The organism is Stenotrophomonas sp. (assembly GCF_050737575.1).
Classification (GTDB): domain Bacteria; phylum Pseudomonadota; class Gammaproteobacteria; order Xanthomonadales; family Xanthomonadaceae; genus Stenotrophomonas.
The window spans coordinates 137081-160691 of the sequence record NZ_JBOHXW010000006.1 but is presented as its reverse complement, the minus strand read 5'-3'; the positions used below and the strand labels follow the sequence as shown (position 1 = coordinate 160691).

18 protein-coding genes and 1 CRISPR repeat array are annotated in these 23611 nt (G+C 61.1%); of the genes, 15 read left to right on the top strand and 3 right to left on the bottom strand.

Annotated elements, in window-relative coordinates:
• Positions 1-5: 5 nt before the first annotated feature.
• The 8 genes from cas6f (at position 6) to ACREP4_RS12965 (ending at position 11721) form a co-directional block, all read left to right on the top strand.
• Positions 6-572 (top strand): type I-F CRISPR-associated endoribonuclease Cas6/Csy4, encoded by a 567-nt coding sequence (gene cas6f, locus ACREP4_RS13000; protein WP_431596614.1) that lies wholly within the window; start codon positions 6-8, stop codon positions 570-572.
• Between the two features lie 129 nt (positions 573-701).
• Positions 702-3972: direct repeats of the CRISPR family, unit length 28 nt; unit sequence GTTCGCTGCCGAGTAGGCAGCTCAGAAA.
• A gap of 186 nt (positions 3973-4158) precedes the next feature.
• Positions 4159-4698: a gamma carbonic anhydrase family protein gene (locus ACREP4_RS12995; RefSeq protein WP_431596613.1), complete on the top strand. Its 540-nt coding sequence runs from the start codon at positions 4159-4161 to the stop codon at positions 4696-4698.
• A gap of 172 nt (positions 4699-4870) precedes the next feature.
• A complete protein-coding gene (locus ACREP4_RS12990) occupies positions 4871-5566 on the top strand; it encodes an RDD family protein (RefSeq protein ID WP_431596612.1) in 696 nt (231 codons plus the stop codon).
• Complete coding sequence (locus tag ACREP4_RS12985) at positions 5563-6558, top strand: stage II sporulation protein M (protein WP_431596611.1); 996 nt, start codon at positions 5563-5565, stop codon at positions 6556-6558. The genes ACREP4_RS12990 and ACREP4_RS12985 overlap by 4 nt, the downstream gene beginning before the upstream one ends.
• Entirely contained in the window at positions 6548-8113 is a 1566-nt protein-coding gene (locus ACREP4_RS12980; RefSeq protein ID WP_431596610.1) for a DUF4129 domain-containing protein, read from the top strand. The genes ACREP4_RS12985 and ACREP4_RS12980 overlap by 11 nt, the downstream gene beginning before the upstream one ends.
• Positions 8110-9261, top strand: a complete 1152-nt coding sequence (locus tag ACREP4_RS12975; protein WP_431596609.1) for a DUF4350 domain-containing protein — start codon at positions 8110-8112, stop codon at positions 9259-9261. Before ACREP4_RS12980 ends, ACREP4_RS12975 begins: the two co-directional genes overlap by 4 nt.
• Entirely contained in the window at positions 9258-10277 is a 1020-nt protein-coding gene (locus tag ACREP4_RS12970; protein ID WP_431596608.1) for an AAA family ATPase, read from the top strand. Before ACREP4_RS12975 ends, ACREP4_RS12970 begins: the two co-directional genes overlap by 4 nt.
• 145 nt (positions 10278-10422) lie before the next feature.
• On the top strand, positions 10423-11721 hold the full coding sequence (locus ACREP4_RS12965) for a DUF58 domain-containing protein (protein ID WP_431596607.1): 1299 nt from the start codon (positions 10423-10425) through the stop codon (positions 11719-11721).
• 137 nt (positions 11722-11858) lie between these two features.
• Here ACREP4_RS12965 and ACREP4_RS12960 read toward each other — a convergent pair whose 3' ends face one another.
• Positions 11859-13046, bottom strand: coding sequence for a glutathionylspermidine synthase family protein (locus tag ACREP4_RS12960; protein WP_431596606.1), 1188 nt, complete (start codon positions 13044-13046; stop codon positions 11859-11861).
• A 4-nt stretch (positions 13047-13050) separates the two neighbouring features.
• Entirely contained in the window at positions 13051-13614 is a 564-nt protein-coding gene (locus ACREP4_RS12955) for a DUF1190 domain-containing protein (protein WP_431596605.1), read from the bottom strand.
• A gap of 359 nt (positions 13615-13973) precedes the next feature.
• Between ACREP4_RS12955 and ilvD the strand changes: the two genes are divergently transcribed.
• On the top strand, positions 13974-15812 hold the full coding sequence (ilvD, locus tag ACREP4_RS12950) for a dihydroxy-acid dehydratase (protein WP_431596604.1): 1839 nt from the start codon (positions 13974-13976) through the stop codon (positions 15810-15812).
• A 9-nt stretch (positions 15813-15821) separates the two neighbouring features.
• On the opposite strand, the gene ACREP4_RS12945 is transcribed toward ilvD, so the two are convergent.
• On the bottom strand, positions 15822-16847 hold the full coding sequence (locus tag ACREP4_RS12945; protein ID WP_431596603.1) for an integron integrase: 1026 nt from the start codon (positions 16845-16847) through the stop codon (positions 15822-15824).
• A 1478-nt stretch (positions 16848-18325) separates the two neighbouring features.
• On the opposite strand from ACREP4_RS12945, the gene ACREP4_RS12940 reads away from it, so the two are divergent.
• From ACREP4_RS12940 to ACREP4_RS12915, 6 genes are all read left to right on the top strand, one after another.
• Positions 18326-18853: a demethoxyubiquinone hydroxylase family protein gene (locus ACREP4_RS12940; protein WP_431596602.1), complete on the top strand. Its 528-nt coding sequence runs from the start codon at positions 18326-18328 to the stop codon at positions 18851-18853.
• 1101 nt (positions 18854-19954) lie between these two features.
• Complete coding sequence (locus tag ACREP4_RS12935; RefSeq protein ID WP_431596601.1) at positions 19955-20371, top strand: hypothetical protein; 417 nt, start codon at positions 19955-19957, stop codon at positions 20369-20371.
• Positions 20372-20445: 74 nt separating this feature from the next.
• On the top strand, positions 20446-20769 hold the full coding sequence (locus ACREP4_RS12930; RefSeq protein WP_431596600.1) for a hypothetical protein: 324 nt from the start codon (positions 20446-20448) through the stop codon (positions 20767-20769).
• A gap of 1162 nt (positions 20770-21931) precedes the next feature.
• Entirely contained in the window at positions 21932-22339 is a 408-nt protein-coding gene (locus ACREP4_RS12925; protein ID WP_431596599.1) for a hypothetical protein, read from the top strand.
• Positions 22340-22409: 70 nt separating this feature from the next.
• The gene (locus ACREP4_RS12920; RefSeq protein WP_055764306.1) at positions 22410-22682 is read left to right on the top strand and encodes a hypothetical protein; all 273 of its coding nucleotides are present in this window, start codon (positions 22410-22412) and stop codon (positions 22680-22682) included.
• Positions 22683-22746: 64 nt separating this feature from the next.
• A complete protein-coding gene (locus ACREP4_RS12915; protein ID WP_431596598.1) occupies positions 22747-23262 on the top strand; it encodes a DUF2199 domain-containing protein in 516 nt (171 codons plus the stop codon).
• Positions 23263-23611 lie beyond the last annotated feature (349 nt).

Here is a 23611-nt window from a genome sequence, read left to right as displayed (position 1 = left end):
GCGCCATGACCAGCCACCATCTCGACATCACCCTGATGCCCGACCCGGAAATCAGCGCAGCGCATCTGCTGGGCGCACTGTACGACCGCCTGCATCTGGCCTTGGTGCAACAGCGCCGGGATGACATTGGCGTGAGCTTCCCGAGCTACAGCACGGCACCGCGCAACCTCGGCCACGTACTCAGGCTGCATGGCAGCGACCAGGCATTGCGTCAGTTCCTGCAGGCCGACTGGCTCAAAGGCCTGCGTGATCACGTGCGCCTGACCGAAATCGCCGCCGCCCCCGAAGGCGCCCCCCACCGCACCGTGCAACGCCGGCAGTTCAAGACCAATGTCGAACGCATGCGGCGGCGGCGCATGCGCCGCAAGGGCGAGACGGAGGAGCAATCGCGTCAGGCGATTCCCAGCACCGTTGAGCGTCACCCCGACCTTCCCTACGCACAAATGCGCAGCAGTAGCAGCGGCCAAAGCTATTGCCTGTTCATCTCATTGGGACCACTGACCCCAACCGCGGTGCCCGGGCCATTCAACAGCCACGGACTGAGCAGCGCCAGCACCATTCCCTGGTTCTGACCCTTTTCCAAGCACCACAAACCGCTCTTTCAAAATCAAGGAGTTATGCATGCCCCCGGAGTTTAGGGGGCATGCGCGTATTAGGGGGATTTTGAATATTTATCAATTGCTTGACGCAGATTACGTCTAGTTCGCTGCCGAGTAGGCAGCTCAGAAAGCAGTTCCGGTGCAGCGATGGCAGCGCTGTGAGTTCGCTGCCGAGTAGGCAGCTCAGAAACTTTCGGGTCAGTCCAGTGTGACCACAGGCAGGGTTCGCTGCCGAGTAGGCAGCTCAGAAATTATAGAGTTCTGCGCGCCATGTAGCGCCACGGTTCGCTGCCGAGTAGGCAGCTCAGAAAAGTGCGCGCAGGTGCAGATCGTTCCAGTCGGTGTTCGCTGCCGAGTAGGCAGCTCAGAAAACGACCCCGGGCTTTGCCGCCTCACTCACTGAGTTCGCTGCCGAGTAGGCAGCTCAGAAATTCCCGCCACTGGCGAAGTCATCGGCCATCACGTTCGCTGCCGAGTAGGCAGCTCAGAAAACGCACCGTCCGCCTCGAACCAGATAGCCACGGTTCGCTGCCGAGTAGGCAGCTCAGAAAAATGGGCCAACCTTGTGCTGCAAGGTTCTTCGGTTCGCTGCCGAGTAGGCAGCTCAGAAAATTGCACGCAAAAAACTGCTGGAGCTGCTGACGTTCGCTGCCGAGTAGGCAGCTCAGAAAACAATGGCGTTGTATTGCCCACGGCCGTACCAGTTCGCTGCCGAGTAGGCAGCTCAGAAAACGTATGGGCCCGCTGAAGGTGAAATCCCCAGAGTTCGCTGCCGAGTAGGCAGCTCAGAAAATGACTGTAGCTCCTGTCGATTAGCCGCGGACGTTCGCTGCCGAGTAGGCAGCTCAGAAATACCGACGCCAACGGTTGGACACGCTGGTTCGGTTCGCTGCCGAGTAGGCAGCTCAGAAAAGAGTGAACGCGCTGTGCAGTACCAGCTGCGTGTTCGCTGCCGAGTAGGCAGCTCAGAAAAGAAGCTTGTCGCCCAGCGCCGTCGTGACATAGTTCGCTGCCGAGTAGGCAGCTCAGAAAAGGTTCAACGAGGCTTCAATCAAATCGCTGGACGTTCGCTGCCGAGTAGGCAGCTCAGAAAATCCAATCATTGCTGCCGATGCTGGAAGACGGGTTCGCTGCCGAGTAGGCAGCTCAGAAATTCCCCGCGTCCCGCAGCCACATTGCCGCGAAGTTCGCTGCCGAGTAGGCAGCTCAGAAAACCTGGGTTGATCCGCGTGGTATCGAGATCCTGTTCGCTGCCGAGTAGGCAGCTCAGAAAACGAGGGCAAAGTCCTCGAACTGCTGATGGCAGTTCGCTGCCGAGTAGGCAGCTCAGAAAGAGCGAGCCCAAGGGGGCCTGCTGGTACATTGGTTCGCTGCCGAGTAGGCAGCTCAGAAACAGCGCTTGCGCAGGTTCGTCAGCTCCCGGTAGTTCGCTGCCGAGTAGGCAGCTCAGAAAAACTCATCGCGCAGCTCCTGATCGGTGCAGCGGTTCGCTGCCGAGTAGGCAGCTCAGAAAAACTCGGGCGTAGCCTGCCGGGCATAGTGGGCGTTCGCTGCCGAGTAGGCAGCTCAGAAAAAAAGCAACCAAGAGCAACACACACCGCGTGTGTTCGCTGCCGAGTAGGCAGCTCAGAAAACGGCCATCTGTATCTGGCCGACTGCGACTTCGTTCGCTGCCGAGTAGGCAGCTCAGAAAGCCGCCATCAACCTCCCCAATGGCCCCCTGCCGTTCGCTGCCGAGTAGGCAGCTCAGAAAACGTAGTCACTAGATTTCTTGTCCTTAAATGCGTTCGCTGCCGAGTAGGCAGCTCAGAAAATGCACGTCACGCACGACCAGGTGACGTTCTGGTTCGCTTCCGAGTAGGCAGCTCAGAAAACCTACATCCGCCAACCCGAACTTGGCCCTGAGTTCGCTGCCGAGTAGGCAGCTCAGAAACCATACGACAGGCCTCTGCAAAGCGACGTGACGTTCGCTGCCGAGTAGGCAGCTCAGAAACATTCCGGAACCTCCTGACCCATCCATCAGCTGTTCGCTGCCGAGTAGGCAGCTCAGAAATGGTTACAGGTTCGCCGAGCACGGCAAGAAGGGTTCGCTGCCGAGTAGGCAGCTCAGAAACTCTGGATGCACGCCCAGGTGCACCAGCCAGGGTTCGCTGTCGAGTAGGCAGCTCAGAAAAGATCAAGGGCCTGCTGGCGGATCTGTACGCAGTTCGCTGCCGAGTAGGCAGCTCAGAAAACTCCGTATGCCAGATGACCTTGCCGGTGGTGGTTCGCTGCCGAGTAGGCAGCTCAGAAATTTCAGGCCGTCATCAAACAGCGACTTCTTTAGTTCGCTGCCGAGTAGGCAGCTCAGAAAATCGTGATCAGCCAGAACGCGCCGGTCGATGCGTTCGCTGCCGAGTAGGCAGCTCAGAAAATCAGCCGCATGCGGTGCCGCCTGCCCGCCTTGTTCGCTGCCGAGTAGGCAGCTCAGAAACCACTGCAGAAGCCCCGGACACTTGGCAACGTGTTCGCTGCCGAGTAGGCAGCTCAGAAATTGAAACGATAGAAGCCCTCGATCCGGACGGAGTTCGCTGCCGAGTAGGCAGCTCAGAAACGATTTGGATGAACTCTCAGTTTCGGACCAGCGTTCGCTGCCGAGTAGGCAGCTCAGAAAGTTGGGCCCCGTTCGGTGCTGAAGGTTCTCGGGTTCGCTGCCGAGTAGGCAGCTCAGAAAGACCCGGTTCACGGATTGAGACGCGCGCCAACGTTCGCTGCCGAGTAGGCAGCTCAGAAATTCTCGTCCATTGCAGCCGCCCCGGCAAAGCAGTTCGCTGCCGAGTAGGCAGCTCAGAAAACTTGGGTCGATCCGCGTGGTATCGAGATCCTGTTCGCTGCCGAGTAGGCAGCTCAGAAAGAATTGGCGGGAGAGTCGGTGCCGGGCTGGGCGTTCGCTGCCGAGTAGGCAGCTCAGAAACTGATCAAACGGCAGTGTTCCTCCTTCGAGGCGTTCGCTGCCGAGTAGGCAGCTCAGAAAACCTTCACGCTGCTGTTGTTGTGCCTGAACAGGTTCGCTGCCGAGTAGGCAGCTCAGAAAATTCCTCCATCAGTACCCGGCGCCGATCCAGCGTTCGCTGCCGAGTAGGCAGCTCAGAAATGAAGGGGCTTTTGAGTCCCTGGGGAGGGCCTGTTCGCTGCCGAGTAGGCAGCTCAGAAAAGTGGAAGCATGCCCGGGGGCGCCTCACTGAGGTTCGCTGCCGAGTAGGCAGCTCAGAAATACCATGATGAGTGGCAGCTACTGATGGCCCAGTTCGCTGCCGAGTAGGCAGCTCAGAAATACGGCACCGGTAGCGAACGCCTGAGCGCAGAGTTCGCTGCCGAGTAGGCAGCCCAGAAATCATGGATAGCCTGAGAACGTCAGCTACTCTCGATCGCTACCGAGTAGGCACTCAAACACTTCCCCTAAACCCCCACACAACTTCAGACAGGTCCGTACAGGATGCGCCCAGTTGCCAGAACCCAATAGAAGAAAAGAATGATGAGCCCTATCATTGGGCTCCCATTTGTCCGGTGAACTCCACCCATGACCGCACTGCGCCCCTTCCTGGACAAGATGCCCGTCGTAGGCGAGCGCGTTTATGTGGATCCGGCCTGTACGGTGATCGGCGATGTCGTGATTGGCGATGACGCCTCGATCTGGCCGGGCACGGTGATCCGTGGTGATGTGAACTACATCCGCATCGGCGCGCGCACCAATGTGCAGGACGGCACGGTCATCCACGTCAGCCACGACAGCCCGTACAACAAGGGCGGCTATCCGACGCTGATCGGTGAAGGCGTTACCGTCGGCCACGGCTGCATCATCCACGCCTGCACGATTGGCGATTACTGCCTGATCGGCATGGGCGCCTGCATCCTTGATGGCGCGGTGATCGAGCCCAACGCCTTCATTGCTGCCGGTGCGGTGATCGGCCCCGGCAAGGTCGTCCGCAGTGGCGAGTTGTGGGCCGGCAATCCGGCGCGGTTGATGCGTCCGCTCAGCGAGAAGGACATCGAAGGCCTGCGCTATTCGGCCGACCACTACGTCAAGGTCAAAGACCAGTACCGCGGCATGCAGGACTGAGCCTGCCCAGCCCACGCTCACCGCAGGCTGGGTTTTCGGCTTGGCGGCGGTTAAAGTCGGCGTCCTGACAGGACGCAGCAGAGACCCGAATGCCCCAGGCATCCGTCCGGGCCGGAAACCGGACTTACCTTCGTCGCACGCATGCCTCGCAGCCGTCGCCGACGGTGTCGCGATGAGCACCGCGTTGCCGATGCTCGATACCTATCTGGAAGTCATCACGCCCGAAGGCGTGCCGCTGCAATTGCCGGCGGCCGGCCCAGTGCCACGCGCATTGGCCTGGTTGATCGACCTGGTGATCCGCTTCGGCACGTTGCTGGTGATGAGCCCGTTGCTGCTGATGCTCGGCGAGATGGGCAAGGGCATCTATCTGGGCCTGATGTTCCTGGTGTTCTGGGTCTACCCCATCGTGCTGGAAGTGTGGCTGGGCCAGACCCTCGGCAAACGCGTGCTGGGACTGCGCGTGGTCGCACGCGATGGCGCGCCGCTGGGCTGGATGCCGGCGATCGTGCGCAACCTGCTGCGCACCGTGGACATCCTGCCATTCGGCTATGCGCTGGGCCTGATCAGCTGCCTGTGCGATGCGCATGGCCGGCGCCTGGGTGATCTGGTGGCCGGTTCGCTGGTGGTGCACAGCCCGCCGCGCACTGCCGATGCTCCGCCACGCATCGACACCGTACTTGCGCCGCCGCAACCCTTGCAGCCGAGCGAGCAGGCCGCGTTGATCGCCTTTGCCGAACGCGCCCCGGCCTTGTCGGTGCCGCGCCAGCGCGAGCTGGCCAACATCGTCGCGCCGCTGAGCCAGGCCGACGGCCAGACCGGCGTGCTGCGTCTGTACGCGATGGCCAACTGGTTGCTGGGGCGGCGATGAGACAGGAGCAGTTCGTCACTCGCTATCAACACGAATGGCAGCAGTTCGAGGACTGGCTGCAACGCCGTGGTGAAAAAGCGCGCAAGGGCCGCAGCGCGCTCGATCCCGACTTACCCGGCGATGAAACCATTCCGCAGCGGTATCGCCGCTTGTGCCAGCAGCTGGCATTGGCGCGCCGCCGTGGCTACAGCCCACAACTGGTCGAGCGCCTGCAGCAGCTGATGCAGCGCGGTCACAACCTGCTGTACCGCACGCCGGCACCCCGCTGGCAGCGTGCGGTGGAATTCCTGATCGCCGATTTCCCGCAACTGGTGCGCGGCCAGGCCGGCGCGATGTGGGTGGCCTGCGCGCTGTTCGCGGTGCCGCTGATCGGCATCTTCGTGCTGCTGCAGTTCCAGCCGGAATTGATCCACCTGCTGCTCGATCCACGTCAGGTCGCGCAGATGGAAAAAATGTACGACCCGGCCGCCGATCACCTGGGCCGCGACAGCGGCACCAACTGGGCGATGTTCGGCCACTACATCATGAACAACATCAGCATCGGCCTGCGCACCTTTGCCAGCGGCCTGCTGGCCGGCGTGGGCACGATCCTGGTGTTGGTATTCAACGGCATCACCATCGGCGCAGTCGCTGGGCACCTGCAGAACGCCGGCTTCGGCGAGCCGTTCTGGCGCTTCGTGGTTGGCCATGCGCCGTTTGAACTCACCGCCATCGTGATTGCCGGTGGCGCCGGCCTGCAGTTGGGCCTGCGCTTGCTGGCACCGGGCCGCAAGCGGCGCATCGATGCGCTGGTGGAGGGCGGCGTGATCGGCGCGCGGCTGTGCCTGGGCGTGGCTTTCATGCTGCTGGTGGCGGCGTTCATTGAAGCCTTCTGGTCGGCCATTGTCTGGGTGCCGATGTGGGGCAAGCTCACCGCCTCCGGCGTGCTGTGGACGCTGGTGATCGTGTGGCTGTGGCGCGGCGGACGCGGTGGAGCCGGCAATGCGCATTGACCAGCTCAACGTGGTGTTGCGTGCACGCTCGCAATGGGAGGCGATGGAGCTGGGCACCGCCTTGGTGCGGCGCCATGCCGGCGCCATCTGGAAACCGTGGCTGCTGCTGACGTTGCCAGTGTTCGCGCTGCTCAACCTCGCCGGCTGGTGGCTGGACAACCTGTGGCTGTCGGCGTTCGCACTGTGGTGGCTGAAGCCCGCGTTCGAGCGCATTCCGCTGTACGTGATTTCGCGCGGCGCATTCGGTGCCGAGCCCGGCACTGCGGAAACGCTGCGAGCACAGTGGAACTGGGGCTGGCGCGGCACGCTGGCCTACCTCACCTGGCGGCGTTTGAGCCCGGCCCGTTCGCTGTTGATGCCGGTGGATCTGCTCGAAGGCGGTGATGCCGGCCAACGTCGCAACCGGCGCAACACCTTGGGCGGCGGCAGCTATGGCCATGCCGCGCTGCTGACCTGGACATGCTGGCACTTCGAGACGATGTTGAAGTTAGCCGGCGTGGCATTGATCTTCATGTTCGTGCCGGTGGAATGGCTGTCCGAATCATTGCGTGAAACCTGGGAGTTGATCGGCAACGGCACGCCTGCGTGGGTATTGGTCGGCTTCAACCTGCTGGCCTGGGCCGCGATGACGCTGATCAGCCCATTCTTCAGCGGCGCCGGTTTTGGCTTGTATCTCAACCGGCGCACCGCGCTGGAAGCATGGGATGTGGAGATCGCTTTCCGTCGCCTGCGCGAACGCCTGCTGCGTGCGACACCGTTATTGGCGCTGATGCTGGCGGTACTCACCCTGCCGATGTTGCCCGCACATGCGCAGCACACCGACACCGCTGCGCCGGCGCTGCACGACAACCACAAAACCGCCCCCGGCGCGGATGCCAGCACCGCCACACCGCAAAGCGTGTTCGGCAACGCACCGGTGGACACCGCCGGCTTCCGGCAGGCGGCTGCGCGCGTGTATGAAGACCCGCAGCTGGGCGCCAAACGTACCGTCAATCGTTGGGTGAAGAAGCCCAGCGAAGCCGAGCGCAAGCAACGCGATGATCTGCCGGATTTGCCGTTCGGCACATTCGCCAAGCTGCTGGCGCTGATCAGCGAAAGCATCCTGTGGATTGTGGTGGGCGTGCTGTTGATCGCCCTGGCACTCACCGCGCGTTGGTGGTTGCCGTGGTTGCGTGGCAGCGGTCGCCGCACGCGCGAGAGCGAAAGTCCGCTGCAACAGGAAGCGCTGTTGCTGCCCGACGTGCTGCCGCCGGACATTCTGGGCAGCGCACGCCAGCTCTGGCAGCAAGGCAAGCCGCGACACGCGCTGGCACTGCTGTATCGCGCATCGGTGGAAGTGCTGTCGCAACGCGCCGATGTGGTGCTGCCGCCCGGCGCTACCGAAGCGCAGTGCCTGCGTGCCTCACGGCGCATGCCACAAGACGCCGACCGCCTGCTGTTCGCACAGATGGTGCGCACCTGGCAGTACGCCGCGTACGCAGGCCAGCTGCCAAGTGAGGATGAATTCCAAGCGTTGCTGGGCGACCTCCACCGTCAATACGGGTGGCCGGCATGAGCCCGCGCTGGCGTTACAGCTTGATCGGCTTGGTCGCGCTGTTGCTGTGCGGCGTGGCGGCGGCGGTGTTCCTGCACAACTACGAACGCGGCAGCGAAGACATCACGCTGCCCGCTTACGGCGAGCCCACCTACAACCCGCTGTTCGCGTTGCGCGAAACCATCCGCCGCGACGGCGGCAAGGCGGAGTCGCGGCGCCAACTCGACCTGCCGAGCATGCGCCTGCATCCCGGTGACACCGTGTTGATGCTGGACGACCCACGCCTGCTCACGCCCACGCAGGTCGATGATTTGTTGGAATGGGTGCAGTTCGGCGGCCATTTGCTGCTGCGGGCTCCCGATACCGACGAAGCCCTGGATGGCGACACAAACAACCTGCTGCAGCGCTTGGGGGTTGTCACCCATGACGCGCTGGCGCGCTGCCAGAAATGGCAGGTGCCCGGGCAGGAAAGCCACCAGGAGTTCTGCACCGGCCATCGCTTTGCACTGGACGGCAGTACCCGCGTCGAACGCCGCTGGGGCGATGGCAACGACGATCAGACCGTGGCATGGGCACGCCTGCGTTACGGCGCCGGCCGCGTCGATGTGCTGGGTGAAATGGACTTCCTGCTCAACGGTGAGAACGACGGTGACACCGGCCTGCGCGACCTGCCGCATCGTGACTTGGCACGACTGGTGCTCGCGCCCAACTACGGCAAGGGCACCGTCCATTTGATCTACGCGATGGAGATGCCATCGCTGTGGAAAACCGTGATCAAACGCGGTTGGCCGATCTGGCTGCCGCTGCTGTTGGCCCTGCTGGCGTGGCTGTGGGCACGCAGCCAACGCTTCGGCGCGCTGCTGCCGTCACCGCGCGAGGAGCGCCGCTCGCTGCTGGAACACGTCCGCGCCAGTGGCGAACTGCTGCACCGTTACGGCAAGGCGCCGCTGCTGTACGACGCGGTGCGCCAATCCTTCCTTGCGCGTCTGCGCCGGCGCGCGCCGGTGGCCGCCGCACTCAGCGGTGATGCCCAGGCACATGCCATCGCCGAGCACCTGCAATGGCCCATTTCCCGCGTGCAGACCGCCCTGCAGGTTCCGCCGTCGCGGGACGACACCGCACTGCGCGAACGCATCCGCTTGCTCATCCAGATGAGAAACCAGCTATGACTGATACGCCCTTCCCGCCCGCCCTTCCCGGCGATGCTCCCGTGTCGGCGCCTGCTGCGGGCAACGCCGAATTGATTGAACGTGTCGAGCGCATCCGCGACGCGGTGGGCCACGCCTTCATCGGCCAAGCCGATGTGCTGGATCAAATTCTGATCGCACTGCTGGCCGGCGGCCATGTGTTGATCGAAGGCGTTCCCGGCCTCGGCAAAACGCTGCTGGTCCGCGCCTTGGCGCAGGCGCTGGAGCTGGACTACGCACGCGTGCAGTTCACTCCGGACCTGATGCCCAGCGACGTCAGCGGCCACGCCGTCTACGACCCGAAGACCGAGAGCTTCAAGATCCGTCGCGGCCCGGTGTTCACCAACCTGCTGCTGGCCGATGAAATCAACCGCGCGCCCGCTAAAACCCAGTCGGCGTTGCTGGAAGTGATGCAGGAAGGCCAGGTCACCATCGAAGGCAAGGCGTTCCCGCTCACCCCGCCGTTCCTCACGCTGGCCACGCAGAATCCGGTCGAACAGGAAGGCACCTATCCGCTGCCGGAAGCGCAGCTGGACCGCTTCCTGCTCAAGGTGTTGATCGACTACCCGCAGCTGGAAGACGAGAAGCGCATGGTCGAAGCCATCACCACCGGCCGCGCGGCCAGTGACTTCAATCTGTCGCAGGTGCCGCGCGTGCTCAGCGGTGCCGACGTGGTCGCCCTGCAGAAAGCCGTGGCGGCGATCACGGTGGATCCGCAGGTGATCGACTACGCCGTGCGTATCGTTGCCGCCACCCGCAAGTGGCCGGGCATCGCCCTTGGCGCTGGCCCGCGCGGCAGCATTGCGCTGGTACGTGCCGCACGCGCGCAGGCCGTGTTGTCCGGGCGCGATTTCGTCACCCCCGACGATGTGCGCGAAATCGCCAAGCCGGCATTGCGTCACCGCATCGCACTGGCGCCGGAACTGCAGATCGAAGGCCAGTCGGCCGACGACGTTCTGACCGCATTGCTGGCCAAGGTCGAGGCGCCGCGCAAGTGAGCCAAGCGCAAGCCCGCACTGCGCTTTCCCCGACGTGCACAACACGAAGCGGAGGCCTGCACTCTGCTCCCTCCCTTTCGTGCAAAGCACAAAGGGGAAGGTTGGGGAGGGGTGCTCTCAGCACACAAACCCCGGAGCAGACACCGTGAGGCCGTCCCCCCTGCTGATCGCGCTGCTGGTGTTGTGGGGCCTGCTCGGCATTCCGGTCGCGCTGCATTACCTGCCGCAGCAGGTCTGGAATGCCGCAATCGGCGTGATCGTGCTGTTCGCCGTGCTCGATGGCGTGCTGCTCCATCGCCGCCCCAGCCCGCAGCTTCGTCGCGAACTGCCCGACTCCCTCGCACTCGGCATTGAGCGCGAATGCTGGCTGCAACTGGAGGCATTCGGTCGCCAGCGCGTGGACGTGTTCGACCTGGTGCCCGATGGCTGGGAAACCCACGGCCTGCCGCGCCGGCTCACCTTGGCAGCGGCCAGCGAAAGCCGCTTCAGCTACCGCTTCACCCCGGCCAACCGCGGCACCTTTGTTTTCGACGGCGTGCAACTGCGCCTGCATTCGCCACTGCGTTTGTGGCGGCAACAACGCATCGCCGGCGCAGCGCAGACGGTGCGCGTCTACCCCAACTTCGCCCCGCTCACCCGCTTGGCCCTGCTCAGTGCGGAAATGGCCTCACGGCTGGTCGGCGCGCACCTCAAACGCCGCCGTGGCGAAGGCACCGACTTCCACCAGATGCGCGAATACCGCGTCGGTGACAGCCTGCGCCAGATCGACTGGAAAGCCACCGCACGCGCACGCAAGTTGATCTCGCGCGAATACCAGGACGAGAAGAACCAACAGCTGGTGATGATGATCGACACCGGCCGCCGGATGATGGCCAACGAAGGCGGGCTGTCGCACTTCGATCATGTGCTCAACGCATCGCTGGTGGTGTCCTACCTTGCGCTGCGTCAGGGCGACGGCGTGGGTTTGTTCGCCAGCGGTGGTGATAGCCGCTGGGTCGCGCCCAAGCGTGGACTCGGCGCCATCGACACGCTGTTGCGGGCAAGCTACGACCTGCAACCGAAGCCGGTGGCCACCGACTATCTGGCAGCGGCGACCGAGTTGTCGCTGCTGCATTCGCGCCGCACCTTGGTGATGCTGGTGACCAACGTACGCGACGAGGATATCGAAGACCTGCTCGCCGCCGTACGCCTGCTGCAGAAGCGGCACCTGGTCTGCGTGGCCAGCCTGCGCGAACGCGAACTCGACCAAGCCCTGGTACGCGACGTGGAAACCCTGCCCGACGCCGTGCAGGCCGGCGCACTCGCCCGCTACCTGCAGCAGCGCGCCGACGCCCACGAAGCCCTGCGCAGCCACCGCGTGATGGTGCTGGATGTCACCGCTGAAGAACTGCCGGCCGCGCTGGTGGAACGCTACCTGGCGGTCAAACGCGACGGCCTGTTGTAACCGGCTTCGCGGCTAACGCCGCTTCCCAGAAAAGAAGGCGAGCCATGTAGTGCCGAGCATGGCTCGGCACTACATTGGCATTCCGGACATCATCGGCTTCGCGGCTTACGCCGCTCCTGCAACACCACAACAATTGTTTACAGGTAGATGCGCGTACTTCCCTGCGGCGCATCATCAACGATGGCGTGCGGCAGGAAGCGCGCACTGTCGCGGGTGATGCGGCTGTTGTCTTCGCGCACGCCAATACCGCAGGCGCGGTCGCCGACCACCCAACTGCCCACCAGCGGATAGTTGCCGTCAAACACCGGCAACGCATGGAATACCTGGCGGATGCTCGGGCCGTTGTACGGGCCTTCGCTCTCTTGCCAGCTGCCGTCGGCCATGTGCATGGCCACGTTGGCGCCTTCGCGCGAATGCAGTGGCTTGCGCACCCAGCCAGCCGGCAGCGCGCTGCCGTCATCGAAGTGCGATTCCAGCAGATTCGGATGGCCGCGATGACGCTGCCACAGCAACGGCAAAATGCCCTTGTTGCTCAGCACCGCCTTCCACGCCGGCTCCAGCAACTGCACGCCCGAACGCGGCAAGGCCGCGCCGAATTCTTCGCGCATCAGATCTTCCAGCGGATACAGCTTGAACAGGCTGCCGATCACCACATCGTCCAGATCGGTGAAACGCCCGTCAGCAGAAAGGCCGATGTCCTCGATGGCGATGGCTGCGCCGTGCAACCCGGCTTGCGCCGCGCAATCACGCAGGTAATCCACCGTGCCCTGGTCTTCGGTCGATTCGCCCACCGCGCTGAAATACAGCGGCGGCGGCAAGCGCGCGGTCAGTTCGGCGAAGCGCTCCACCAGCGTTTCATGGAGGGAGTTGAACTGATCGGCGTGCTGCGGCAACGCGCCACGGTTGCGCTGGTCTTCCAGCCATTGCCACTGGAAGAACGACGCTTCATACAGCGACGTCGGCGTGTCGTAGTTCAGCTCGTACAGCTTGGCCGGGCCGGTGCCGTCATAGGCAAAGTCCAGGCGGCCGTACAGGTGTGGGTCGCGGCGGCGCCAGCTCTCGGCAATCCAGTCGCGGAACGGTTCGGGAATGGCCAGCTGCGTCATCAACGCCTCGCTGGCCACCACCTCGCCCACCAGGTCCAGCGCCATCGCATGCAGCTCGGCGCTGGGATCTTCCAGGTCGTTTTCGATCTGGCGCAGGGTGAAGGCGTAATACGCGCTTTCATCCCAATACGGCGCCCCGTCGATGGTGTGGAAACGGAAGCCAGCTTCAGCGGCACGGGCACGCCAGTTGCCGCGTTCGGCAATCGCAACACGTTTCACTGCATCAACCGCCGACGCTGGTACGGCCACCGCTGCGCGCGCCAAAGCCGCCACGGCTTGCGGTCACGGCACGGTTGGGCTGGCTGGTCACCGGCGCCAGGCCGGCCTTGCCCGCGCCAATGGCGCTGCCGGTGTTCATGCCACCGCTGCCGCCCGGTGCGGCCTTGGCCCAGCCCTTGGCCTTGTCCTTGAACGCCGGCTGCGAGGCCGGCGGTGCGGCCACGGCGCCACGGCCGCTGTTGAGCATCTGCGACATGAAGAAGCCCATCATCATCGGGCCGATGAACGAGGTGCCGGCGCTGGTCTGCTGCGGCACGCACTGCTCGGCCGGGTATTCCTTGGCGCACTCTTCCTTGCTGGCGTACTTGGGCGCCGCGTCGGCCGACTGCTGCTGCGCGGTGGCAAAGGCCTGGCGGCAGCTGGACGGATCGCCCGTGGCTTCGCTGCAGGCTTCCACCGAGGTGTACAGCCCTTCCTTCACCTGCACCGTTTCTTCCTTCTGGCAGGCGGTGAACAGCAGCGGCGCAGCGCTCATCAGCAGCAGCGCGGTAGTCCTGGATCGCTTCATCGTCGATTCCCCGTGAAAGTTGTTTCCGAATAATGCCTGATCCGGTCGGCGAGGCGTCAATGAGAATGGTCTTGAAACTGAACCGGGTTTCAGGTGTTTGCTTTTTTACTGACTGAAAAGCACCCCTCCCCTTCGCTGCGCGAAAGTGAGGGGGCTAAAGGCGGCTTGGCTGCAATTCCTTCAGCCCACATGACCGGCCCCCTCCCTTTGCCGCAGGCAAGGGCAGGGTTGGGGAGGAGTCGCTCTGAGCCACCGCGCATCACGCAATCTCCCACCCCCGGATGGTTGCAACAGCAACCGGGATCTTCATGCAGAATCGATCCCACTGCGCTTTTGCTAGCCCGCTCCTGCTTGCCTCCATGCCTGAATATCGCTCGAAAACCTCCACCGCCGGCCGCAACATGGCCGGTGCCCGCGCACTGTGGCGCGCCACCGGCATGACCGATGGCGACTTCCACAAGCCCATCGTCGCGGTGGTCAATTCCTTCACCCAGTTCGTGCCCGGCCACGTGCACCTGAAAGACCTCGGCCAGCTTGTGGCGCGCGAGATCGAAGCGGCCGGCGGCGTGGCCAAGGAGTTCAACACCATCGCGGTGGATGACGGCATCGCCATGGGCCACGACGGCATGCTGTATTCGCTGCCCAGCCGCGAAATCATCGCCGACTCGGTCGAGTACATGGCCAACGCGCACTGTGCCGATGCGCTGGTGTGCATCTCCAACTGCGACAAGATCACGCCCGGCATGTTGATGGCCGCGCTGCGGTTGAACATCCCAGCGGTGTTTGTCTCCGGCGGGCCGATGGAAGCGGGCAAGACCAAGCTCGCCGACCACAAGCTCGACCTGATCGACGCGATGGTGGCCGCCGGCAATGAAGCCGTCAGCGATGAAGAAGTCGCCGTCATCGAACGCAGCGCCTGCCCTACCTGCGGCTCGTGCTCGGGCATGTTCACCGCCAATTCGATGAACTGCCTGACCGAAGCGCTGGGCCTGTCGCTGCCGGGCAACGGCACCGTGCTGGCCACGCACAGCGACCGCGAAGTGTTGTTCAAGCGCGCCGGGCGTTTGATCGTCGAACTCTGCCACCGCTGGTACGGCGGCGAAGAAGCCAACGTGTTGCCGCGCGGCATCGCCACGTTTGAAGCGTTCGAGAATGCGATGACGCTGGATATCGCCATGGGCGGTTCCACCAACACCATCCTGCATCTGCTCGCTGCGGCGCAGGAGGCCGAAGTGGCTTTCGACCAGCGCGACATCGACCGTCTGTCGCGGCGTGTTCCGCAGTTGTGCAAGGTGGCGCCGAACTCGCAGAAGTACCACATCGAAGACGTGCATCGCGCTGGCGGCATCATGGCCATCCTCGGCGAGTTGGCACGCGGCGGGCTGTTGCATACCAATACGTCCACCGTGCACAGCCGCACACTGGCAGCCGCCATCGCGCAGTGGGATATCACCCAGACGCAGGACCAGGCCGTCCACCAGTTCTACAAGGCGGGCCCGGCCGGCATTCCGACCCAGGTGGCTTTCAGCCAATCCACACGCTGGCCATCACTGGACACCGACCGTGCCGAAGGCTGCATCCGCGATGTTGCCCATGCGTTCTCGCACGAAGGCGGATTGGCTGTGCTGTACGGCAATCTTGCGGCAGACGGTTGCGTGGTGAAGACGGCGGGCGTGGATGAATCCATCCATGTGTTCGAGGGCAATGCGCGCGTCTACGAAAGCCAGGACGCAGCCGTGAAAGGTATTCTCGGCAACGAAGTGCAGGCCGGTGACGTGGTGGTGATCCGCTACGAAGGCCCGAAGGGCGGGCCCGGCATGCAGGAAATGCTGTACCCCACCAGCTACCTGAAATCCAAAGGCATGGGCAAAGCCTGCGCGCTGCTCACCGATGGTCGTTTCTCTGGTGGCACGTCCGGCCTGAGCATCGGCCACTGTTCACCGGAAGCGGCGGCAGGCGGCACCATCGGCCTGGTCCGCGATGGCGATCGCATCCGCATCGACATTCCACAGCGCGGTATCAACCTGTTGCTGGATGACGCCGAGCTGGCACGCCGCCGTGCGGAGCAGGACGCAAAGGGCTGGAAGCCTGCTGACGTGCGTCCACGCAAGGTAACCACCGCGCTCAAGGCTTACGCACTGCTGGCCACCAGTGCCGACAAGGGCGCGGTGCGCGACAAAGCCCTGCTCGACGGCTGATCGGTAATCTCAGAACGGGGACGGTGACGTCCCCGGCAACCGATCCAGCGGGCTCAACAAACCACCCGCACCTCGCCCCAGCACATGCGTGTAAATCTGCGTGGTGGCGACATCCTTGTGCCCAAGCAACTCCTGCACGGTGCGGATATCGTGGCCGGCCTCCAGCAGGTGCGTGGCGAAAGAATGACGCAGCGTATGGCAGGTGGCCGGCTTGGTAATGCCTGCGCCGGCACGCGCGGTTTTGATCGCACGCTGCAGCATCTCCTCGCTCACATGGTGACGACCGATGCGCCGCGTTCGCGGATCGGTGGAAACTCTGGTGGATGGAAACAAGTACTGCCATCCCGGCTCGGTATCTGCGTTGGGATATTTGCGCGCCAGTGCATGCGGCAGATAGACATGGCCCATGTCTTTGGCCAGATCGGAGGCATGCTGCAACAGCGCCCATTCGCGTTGCCGCAACAAACGTTCACGCAATGAAATTGGCAATGGCACGCGTCGGTCCTTATTGCCCTTGCCGCTACGCACGCAGATTTCAGTGCGGGCAAAATCCACATCTTTGATGCGCAGCCGCAGGCATTCCATCAACCGCATGCCGGTGCCGTACAGCAACTGCACCATCGTCGCGGTGATGGCCTCCGGCATGGCCGCAAACAAACGCGCCACTTCATCCGGCGAAAGCACTACCGGTAACCGGCGCGGCCGCTTGGCGCGCACCACGTCCTCCATCCAGGGCAACTCCACGCCCAGCACAATGCGGTAGAGAAACAACAACGCAGACAAGGCCTGATTCTGGGTTGCCGCCGCCACATTGCCCACCACCGCAAGCTGCGTGAGAAACGCCCCAACCTCCTCCGCGCCCATCGTGCTGGGGTGGCGCTTGCCATTGGCCAGAACGAAGCGCCGGATCCACGCAACGTACGCCTGCTCGGTGCGCAAACTGTAGTGCCGGACCCGAATCTGCTGCCGCACCAAGTCCAGCAATCGCGGCGTTTTTGTAGGCGTTACACCGGACGGTTCGGGGGTGTATTCCATGGCACGGCTCCCAGGCGGCATATGCAAGGGAGATTGACTTGCACCTGTGCGGACTGGAACCGGCCAAGTTGATGTTTGCGGGTGAGATTATCCGGTTTCAATGCTGTCGAGAAATGTACATACTCGGCGCCACACCGCTGTTGGGCGGTCCACTTAGAGTTAGGCCCCATGGAAAGCTCCGTCGTTATTCACGGTGAAACTTGGAAACTCGTTGATATAGCCGACAACATCGCTTGGTGCAAAGAGCGGCCCTGGCTCCGCTCGCAGTACACCAACACCAAAGACCACAATCACTGCTTCATATGTTGGTGGACCCTAGCTATTTCGGACGACCCCAGCGTTGGGCAAGGCTATGTCACAGGCTCTCATCGGCATGTCTGGCTTTGCAGTGAGTGCCACGGTAAATTCGTCGCCACATGGGCCACTGGCGCCAGTTCGCTGCCTGGGGCCTAACAATTCATTCAAGCCGAACCCGCTTCGCGGGTCGGCTTAATTCCAGAGTTAGGCCGCGTTGGTAAAAGTGGGTTGATGGTTCTGTCTTCGGGTGCAACAACGGCCCTTTGGCGGTCGGCTCCGGATAGCAGTCACAACTGTTTCCGCTGTCGGTTGGTTCGTCGCTTCGTCTTATGCTTCATTGCCGCACCGCACTCACTTCGTTTGGCTTCGGCAACACCGCGCTTCACGGTTTACGGGGCAAGCCACGATCCTGTGCGCTGTGGCAAGATCGGTCTGCGTTGGGTTGTACAAGCGGGCTGTTTGGTCAGTGGTTACACATCCCTGGCCAATGCTGCCTAACAATTCATTCAAGCCGACCGCTGCTTCGCAGCGTCGGCTTAATTCTGGCGTTAGAGCGCATGGGAAGGACTTGCGAATCCTCCGGGCATCGAAATCGGCTACTTCGCAGTCAATTTGCTGTCTGCTACTACTGTTGCACTGAGTTCCCGCCCACCGCAGTAGTCGATTGGATAGATGAGGACACCGAAGGCATAGGACAGACGGCACTTTGTCCCCATTGCACCGTAGATGCGGTTGTGGGCTTCGACGGCTCAGTAGATCGTGATTGGGTCGCAAATGCACATGAGCGCAGCTTCGGCTAGCCTGCACTCTAACAATTTATTCAAGCCGAACCCGCTTCGCGGCTCGGCTTAACTCGAGCGTTAGGCGGCAATGGAGCAAATCCTCACCTTTGAGATAGATGACTTTTCTGCCATCGTCAACGACGTGACCGTTCCCGTTCATTTGGGGATTTTCAAAGACTCGTCAGGGTATTTCCTTGTTAGCTCTGCGCCCTTTGGGGGCGATTCCTTCAACGGAGATACGTGGCACATATCAGTCGCTGACGCGTTCGCCCAAGCGCAGATGCAGTTCGGTGTTTTACAAGGCAGGTGGCGCGCAGTTGCCGCCTAACAGTTCATTCAAGCCGAACCCGCTTCGCGGGTCGGCTTAATTCCGGAGTTAGGGCTCACATGGAAGTAGTCATGCAACCTGTAGCCACTGATCTGGGTGACCGCATCATCAAGGTCAATCACGCCGGTGAGAATGGCGCCATAGGCATCTACACAGGCCAGATCCTTATGGCCCGGCTCACCGCCCCAAGCATGCTCGCAGAGCTTCGTGAGTTCCGCTCACACGAAAGACGGCACCGCGCCATTTTTGGCGCTGAGTTGGAGCGGCGTGGCCGGCGTCGCTGCCGTAGTTACTGGCTCTGTGCCATTGGTGGCTTCGTACTCGGGGCCATAACTGGCCTGCTCGGCAGCAGTGCTATTGCTGCAACTACCACGGCTGTTGAGAGCGTCGTACTTAAGCATCTACAGCATCAGCTTGTAGTACTGCATGGCCGTGACCCAGCCGCCGTGTCAGCAATCTCATCTATCGTTGCCGATGAGCAGGAGCACCACGATCAATCCTCGGGGCACATCCAAGCTGGTACATTCTGGCCTAGGGTTCTCACGCCCATTGTGTCTGCCTCAACTGAAGCAGTTATCTGGCTGGGCATGCGGCTGTGAGCCCTAACAATTCATTCAAGCCGACGCCGCTTCGCGGCGCGGCTTAATTCAGGCGTTAGGCGGCAGTGTTCTGGGTTGGCTGGCCCTTCATCTTTCAGCAGCAACATTGGCAAGTCACTGGTCGGCTCCGGGTAGCAGTTCCAACTGTTCCTGGCAGCGGCAAGCTCGCCACTTCGTCTTACGCTTCACTGCCCCACCGCAATCATTTCATCGCACTTCGGTGGCAACGCTCTACAAGGTTTCCCGGGCAGGCTCCGTCCCGCTAGCTGTGGCATGATCGGCTCGCGTTGGGTTGTACAAGCAGGGCAGCGTTGGCCATGGGTTATGCAATTGGCTGCAGCCGCCTAACGGTTCATTCAAGCCGACGCCGCTACGCGGCGCGGCTTAATTCCAGAGTTAGGCGTCGGTGTGTTTGGTTGGCTGGCCCTTCTTCTTTCGGCAGCAACATCGGCAAGTCACTGGTCGGCTCCGGGTAGCAGTTCCAACTGTTCCTGGCATCGGCAAGTTCGCCACTTCGTCTTACGCTTCACTGCCCTACCGCAATCATTTCATCGCACTTCGGCAGCAATGCTCGGCAAGGTTTCCGGGGCAAGCTCCATCCCGCAAGCTGTGGCATGATCAGCTCGCATTGGGCTGCACACGCAAGGCAGCATTGGCCCGGGGGGCGGTAAGTGGCCACAGCCGCCTAACAGTTCATTCAAGCCGAACCCGCTTCGCGGGTCGGCTTAATTCCAGAGTTAGGCAGCATTGGTAAAAGTGGGTTGGTGGTTCTGTCTTCGGGTACAGCATCGGCCTTTTAGCGGTCGGCTCCGGTGAGCGGTTACAACCGCTTCTGCCATCGGTTGGTTTGCCGCTTCGCCTTATGTTTCATTGCCGCGTCGCACTCACTTCGCTTGGCTTCGGCAGGACCGCGCTTCACGGTTTACGGGGCAAGCCACGATCCTGCGGGCTGTGGCAAGATCGGCCTGCGTTGGGTTGTACAAGCGGGCAGCTTGGTCAGCGGTTACACATCTCTGGCCAATGCTGCCTAACAATTCATTCAAGCCGACCGCTGCTTCGCAGCGTCGGCTTAATTCTGGCGTTAGACAAGGAGAGACATCTATGCAACGTCGCTTCGGAGAGTCCTATCTGCCTGGCAACGCGCCTGCGGATAGGACGGAAGCTTCTGCAAAGGAAGTAGCAATAGGTCAAAAGTCTGCGATTCGCGCCGTTCTGATCACTGCGACTGTTGTAGTCGCAATGATGATCGCACCTACTCTTGGCATCTCCGAGCAAGCCGGAGCCTATGTAGTGCTCGGTGCATGGGCACTTCTGCTTGTTGCGAGCATCATGAGCGTGTACGGGATGATTAAGATCAGCAACGGGCTTGGATGGTCCTTTTTAACGAAGGCATTCGTGTTCTTACTTTTGTTTGTTCCGCTAATCAGCACGATCACAGTACTCGTACTTAGTGCCAAGGCTACCGCATTCTTACGCGGCGCAGGCTATAAGGTCGGATTGCTTGGCGCCTACCGCTAACCTTGTCTAACAATTCATTCAAGCCGACCGCTGCTTCGCAGCGTCGGCTTAATTCTGGCGTTAGGCTGCACACCATGCAATTTCGCGTGACCTCGTCAAATCTGACCATCGCTCTTGACGAATCTGAGGCCCAAAATGTGGTTTCAGCCGTTACGCGCTACCTCGTTCCCCGCTTCGCTAAGAAGATCTACTTCCTCTCAGATCAACTCGCCGTATGGCATCAAGAAATTGAAGGCTTGAGCAGAGTTATCGAGGACCAGGAACCATCCAACTTCCTCAGTAGCTTCCGCATTGTTCAGCGCGGGTCTGATCTGTATGTTGTGGCGGCAACACGCTCAAAATTTAGCCCGGAAAATTGGCGGTCACTCACCAAAGAGTTGATGGCAAGTGCAGCCTAACAATTCGTTCAAGCCGAGACCGCTTCTCGGTCTCGCGCGAGTCTCACTCGCCGGCTGCGGTCCGGCTTAACTCAGGCGTTAGGCGGCATTGGTAAACGTGGGTTGGTGGTTCTGTCTTCGGGTGCAGCATTGGCCCTTTGGCGGTCGGCTCCGGACAGCGGTTACAACCGTTTCTGCTCTCGGTTGGTTCGCCACTTCGCCTTATGTTTCATTGCCGCGCCGCACTCACTTCGTTTGGCTTCGGCGGCACCGCGCTTCATGGTTTACGGGGCAAGCCGCGATCCTGTGCGCTGTGGCAAGATCGATCTGCGTTGGGTTGTACAAGCGGGCTGGTTGGTCAGTGGTTACACATCCCTGGCCAATGCTGCCTAACAATTCATTCAAGCCGACCGCTGCTTCGCAGCGTCGGCTTAATTCTGGCGTTAGGGCCCACAAGAAATGTCACTCGGATTGAGACTTTACAAAGCCATCGGCGAGATCCAGGGGTATCGCTACATCAGGAAGCGAAACGCCTTTGTCCGCAAGGAGTCTCATGGCTTCAGTGAGTTCGTGTTTGCCACATACCCCACTGTAATTAGGGGTATTGCCGGACAACACTATTCGTTAATAGTTGGCGTTCGCCACAATATCGTGGAGGACGTGGTCAACCAGCTCGGCCTCATCTATGGCAGTGACAATCAAAGTGCCACTACGACTGTTGACACTCCACTTGAAATATTCCCGCTCTCACCCGAGAGGCAATATTCGTACTTCTTGCCAGAGCACGATCTTCATGCTGTAGCTAGTTGCATCGAAAAGTCAGTGACAACTGATTTGTCGGGTTTCTGCGCACGTTACGCCTCACTCCAAGAGTGTGCCGTTGGTCTCAACACAGAGCCAACAAGTCGGTCACATCACTTGTGTAACAACCTAGAGCCAAGGATGTATCGGGCAATAGCCTCTGCGCACTTTGCTCACCTTCAAGACTTTGATTCACTATTGGAGCGGTGGCAATCTGCGTACCTGTCCGCATTGCCTGTAAGCGCACACACCAAGATCCACGGAAGGCTCTGTCAGCTTCTAGACATCCTCGGTGTGGGCCCTAACAATTCATTCAAGCCGAACTTGTCCGCTGGCGCGGCCAAGTCGGCTTAATTCAGGCGTTAGGCCGCAAGGATCGCTCATGATCAGATTAACTCCCTATGCTCTGTTCTGTGTCGCTTACATCGCCATTTCGGCGGCGCTTGTTTGGTTGCAAGCTAGCTTAGAGTTAAGTCCGGCATTTGACTGCGTTAGTCCAATCGCCGCACTCGTCTCTGTATTCATGGCGCTTCGTAGCGGTGCGCTGTCCAAACGTGGCATCCTTTCCGTGTCGGCGGGACTAGCACTTGTCATATATGCATCTATCACCTTCACCTACCATTGGCTTGCGGTTCCCGTCGGTGGATCTGTATCGGCACTCGCCTTAGCTCAGGCCGGTGGCTTTCCACTCCTATTGAATACTCTAGTTTTTGTTGTTTCGCCCGTTGTATCGTTGGCCGTTCTTGAGAGAGTTCAAGGGAAGCGGATAGAGCGTAGCTCTGCGGCCTAACAATTCATTCAAGCCGAAGCCGCTTCGCGGCTCGGCTTAATTCCGGCGTTAGGCATCAAAGGACGGATCTGTGCGCGTTGACTTAGCCCTCTTTGAAGGTGACGAACTGCTGACCCGCGACAGCTTTCGCGTAGGTGCTGCCGAGCTCTCAAGCTTTTCCCCGCTGTTCAAAATCACTCACAAGCTCGGGCAAGAAGCGGCGGATATTGTTCTTTCAGAGTTCCCAACTCATGTTGACCTCAACACAATCGTCCTTAAGATGCCAATTCATGAGTCCTCTGATTGGGAGTCAATCGACATGGGCAGGTACTCGCTGGCATTCTGGTGTCGGCTTGATGCCTAACAATTCATTCAAGCCGACGCCGCTTCGCGGCGCGGCTTAATTCCGGCGTTAGCTGCAAACAGACATGGCCGCGATCTTTTTATTCACCTGCTCATGCTGTGGGGAGCTTCATGAGGGCTCGCCCAGCTTCGGGTATAAGACTCCAATGCCCTTTGACCACTTGTCAGAGCACGACAAGCAATCAATCGCGCAGATCAACGACGACCTTTGCAAGATCGATCACCCGGAGGGCACCGACTACTTTGCTCGGGTTGTTTTGGAGCTTCCCATTCACGGGACTGAAGAGCCGTTCCTTTGGGGTGTCTGGGTTTCGCTTAGCAAAGAGAGCTTTGACAAGTACACGTCAACCTGGGGCGAGCATGATGAATCCGACAGCTACTTCGGCTGGTTCAGCAATCGCCTTCCGTACTACCCTGACACAATCAACCTAAAGACAAATGTGCGGCCCAGAAATGGCAGCGCAAGACCATATCTTGAGTTGCAACCGAGCGACCATCCACTAGCCGTCCACTATCATCATGGCCTGAGCGCTCAAGAAGCTCAGAAGATCGCAGAAGAGGCTATGCATGGACGCAGCTAACAATTCATTCAAGCCGAACCCGCTTCGCGGGTCGGCTTAATTCAGGCGTTAGAGAGCACGGCAATGTCAGCGACGTCCAAGTATCGTGAGACCTTCTTAGCGGTTCGGGCTCTGCTTCAAGAGCACGACCCCCACGGGCTCATGGCCAAGTATGGTGGAGATCGCTTCGATGATCAGATCTACGGCTATGAGGCAACTACCATCATCGAGCGCCTTAAGAACGAAGCTTCCTCCGCATCAGTGGAGGATGTGCTAAGTGGCTTGGCGTCCAAGTACGGACGGGCCGTTAATGTCGAGGCATCAAGAAATTCCGCAGCACGCATCGCTACGGCACTCGGTGCTCTCTAAC

Coding starts and splice junctions, on each gene's coding strand:
- ACREP4_RS12935 (WP_431596601.1), top strand. CDS start 19,955: ATGCAACGTCGCTTCGGAGAGTCCTATCTGCCTGGCAACGCGCCTGCG.
- cas6f (WP_431596614.1), top strand. CDS start 6: ATGACCAGCCACCATCTCGACATCACCCTGATGCCCGACCCGGAAATC.
- ACREP4_RS12915 (WP_431596598.1), top strand. CDS start 22,747: ATGGCCGCGATCTTTTTATTCACCTGCTCATGCTGTGGGGAGCTTCAT.
- ACREP4_RS12970 (WP_431596608.1), top strand. CDS start 9,258: ATGACTGATACGCCCTTCCCGCCCGCCCTTCCCGGCGATGCTCCCGTG.
- ACREP4_RS12985 (WP_431596611.1), top strand. CDS start 5,563: ATGAGACAGGAGCAGTTCGTCACTCGCTATCAACACGAATGGCAGCAG.
- ACREP4_RS12975 (WP_431596609.1), top strand. CDS start 8,110: ATGAGCCCGCGCTGGCGTTACAGCTTGATCGGCTTGGTCGCGCTGTTG.
- ACREP4_RS12925 (WP_431596599.1), top strand. CDS start 21,932: ATGATCAGATTAACTCCCTATGCTCTGTTCTGTGTCGCTTACATCGCC.
- ACREP4_RS12930 (WP_431596600.1), top strand. CDS start 20,446: ATGCAATTTCGCGTGACCTCGTCAAATCTGACCATCGCTCTTGACGAA.
- ACREP4_RS12980 (WP_431596610.1), top strand. CDS start 6,548: ATGCGCATTGACCAGCTCAACGTGGTGTTGCGTGCACGCTCGCAATGG.
- ACREP4_RS12995 (WP_431596613.1), top strand. CDS start 4,159: ATGACCGCACTGCGCCCCTTCCTGGACAAGATGCCCGTCGTAGGCGAG.
- ACREP4_RS12940 (WP_431596602.1), top strand. CDS start 18,326: ATGCAACCTGTAGCCACTGATCTGGGTGACCGCATCATCAAGGTCAAT.
- ACREP4_RS12945 (WP_431596603.1), bottom strand. CDS start 16,847: ATGGAATACACCCCCGAACCGTCCGGTGTAACGCCTACAAAAACGCCG.
- ilvD (WP_431596604.1), top strand. CDS start 13,974: ATGCCTGAATATCGCTCGAAAACCTCCACCGCCGGCCGCAACATGGCC.
- ACREP4_RS12955 (WP_431596605.1), bottom strand. CDS start 13,614: ATGAAGCGATCCAGGACTACCGCGCTGCTGCTGATGAGCGCTGCGCCG.
- ACREP4_RS12990 (WP_431596612.1), top strand. CDS start 4,871: ATGAGCACCGCGTTGCCGATGCTCGATACCTATCTGGAAGTCATCACG.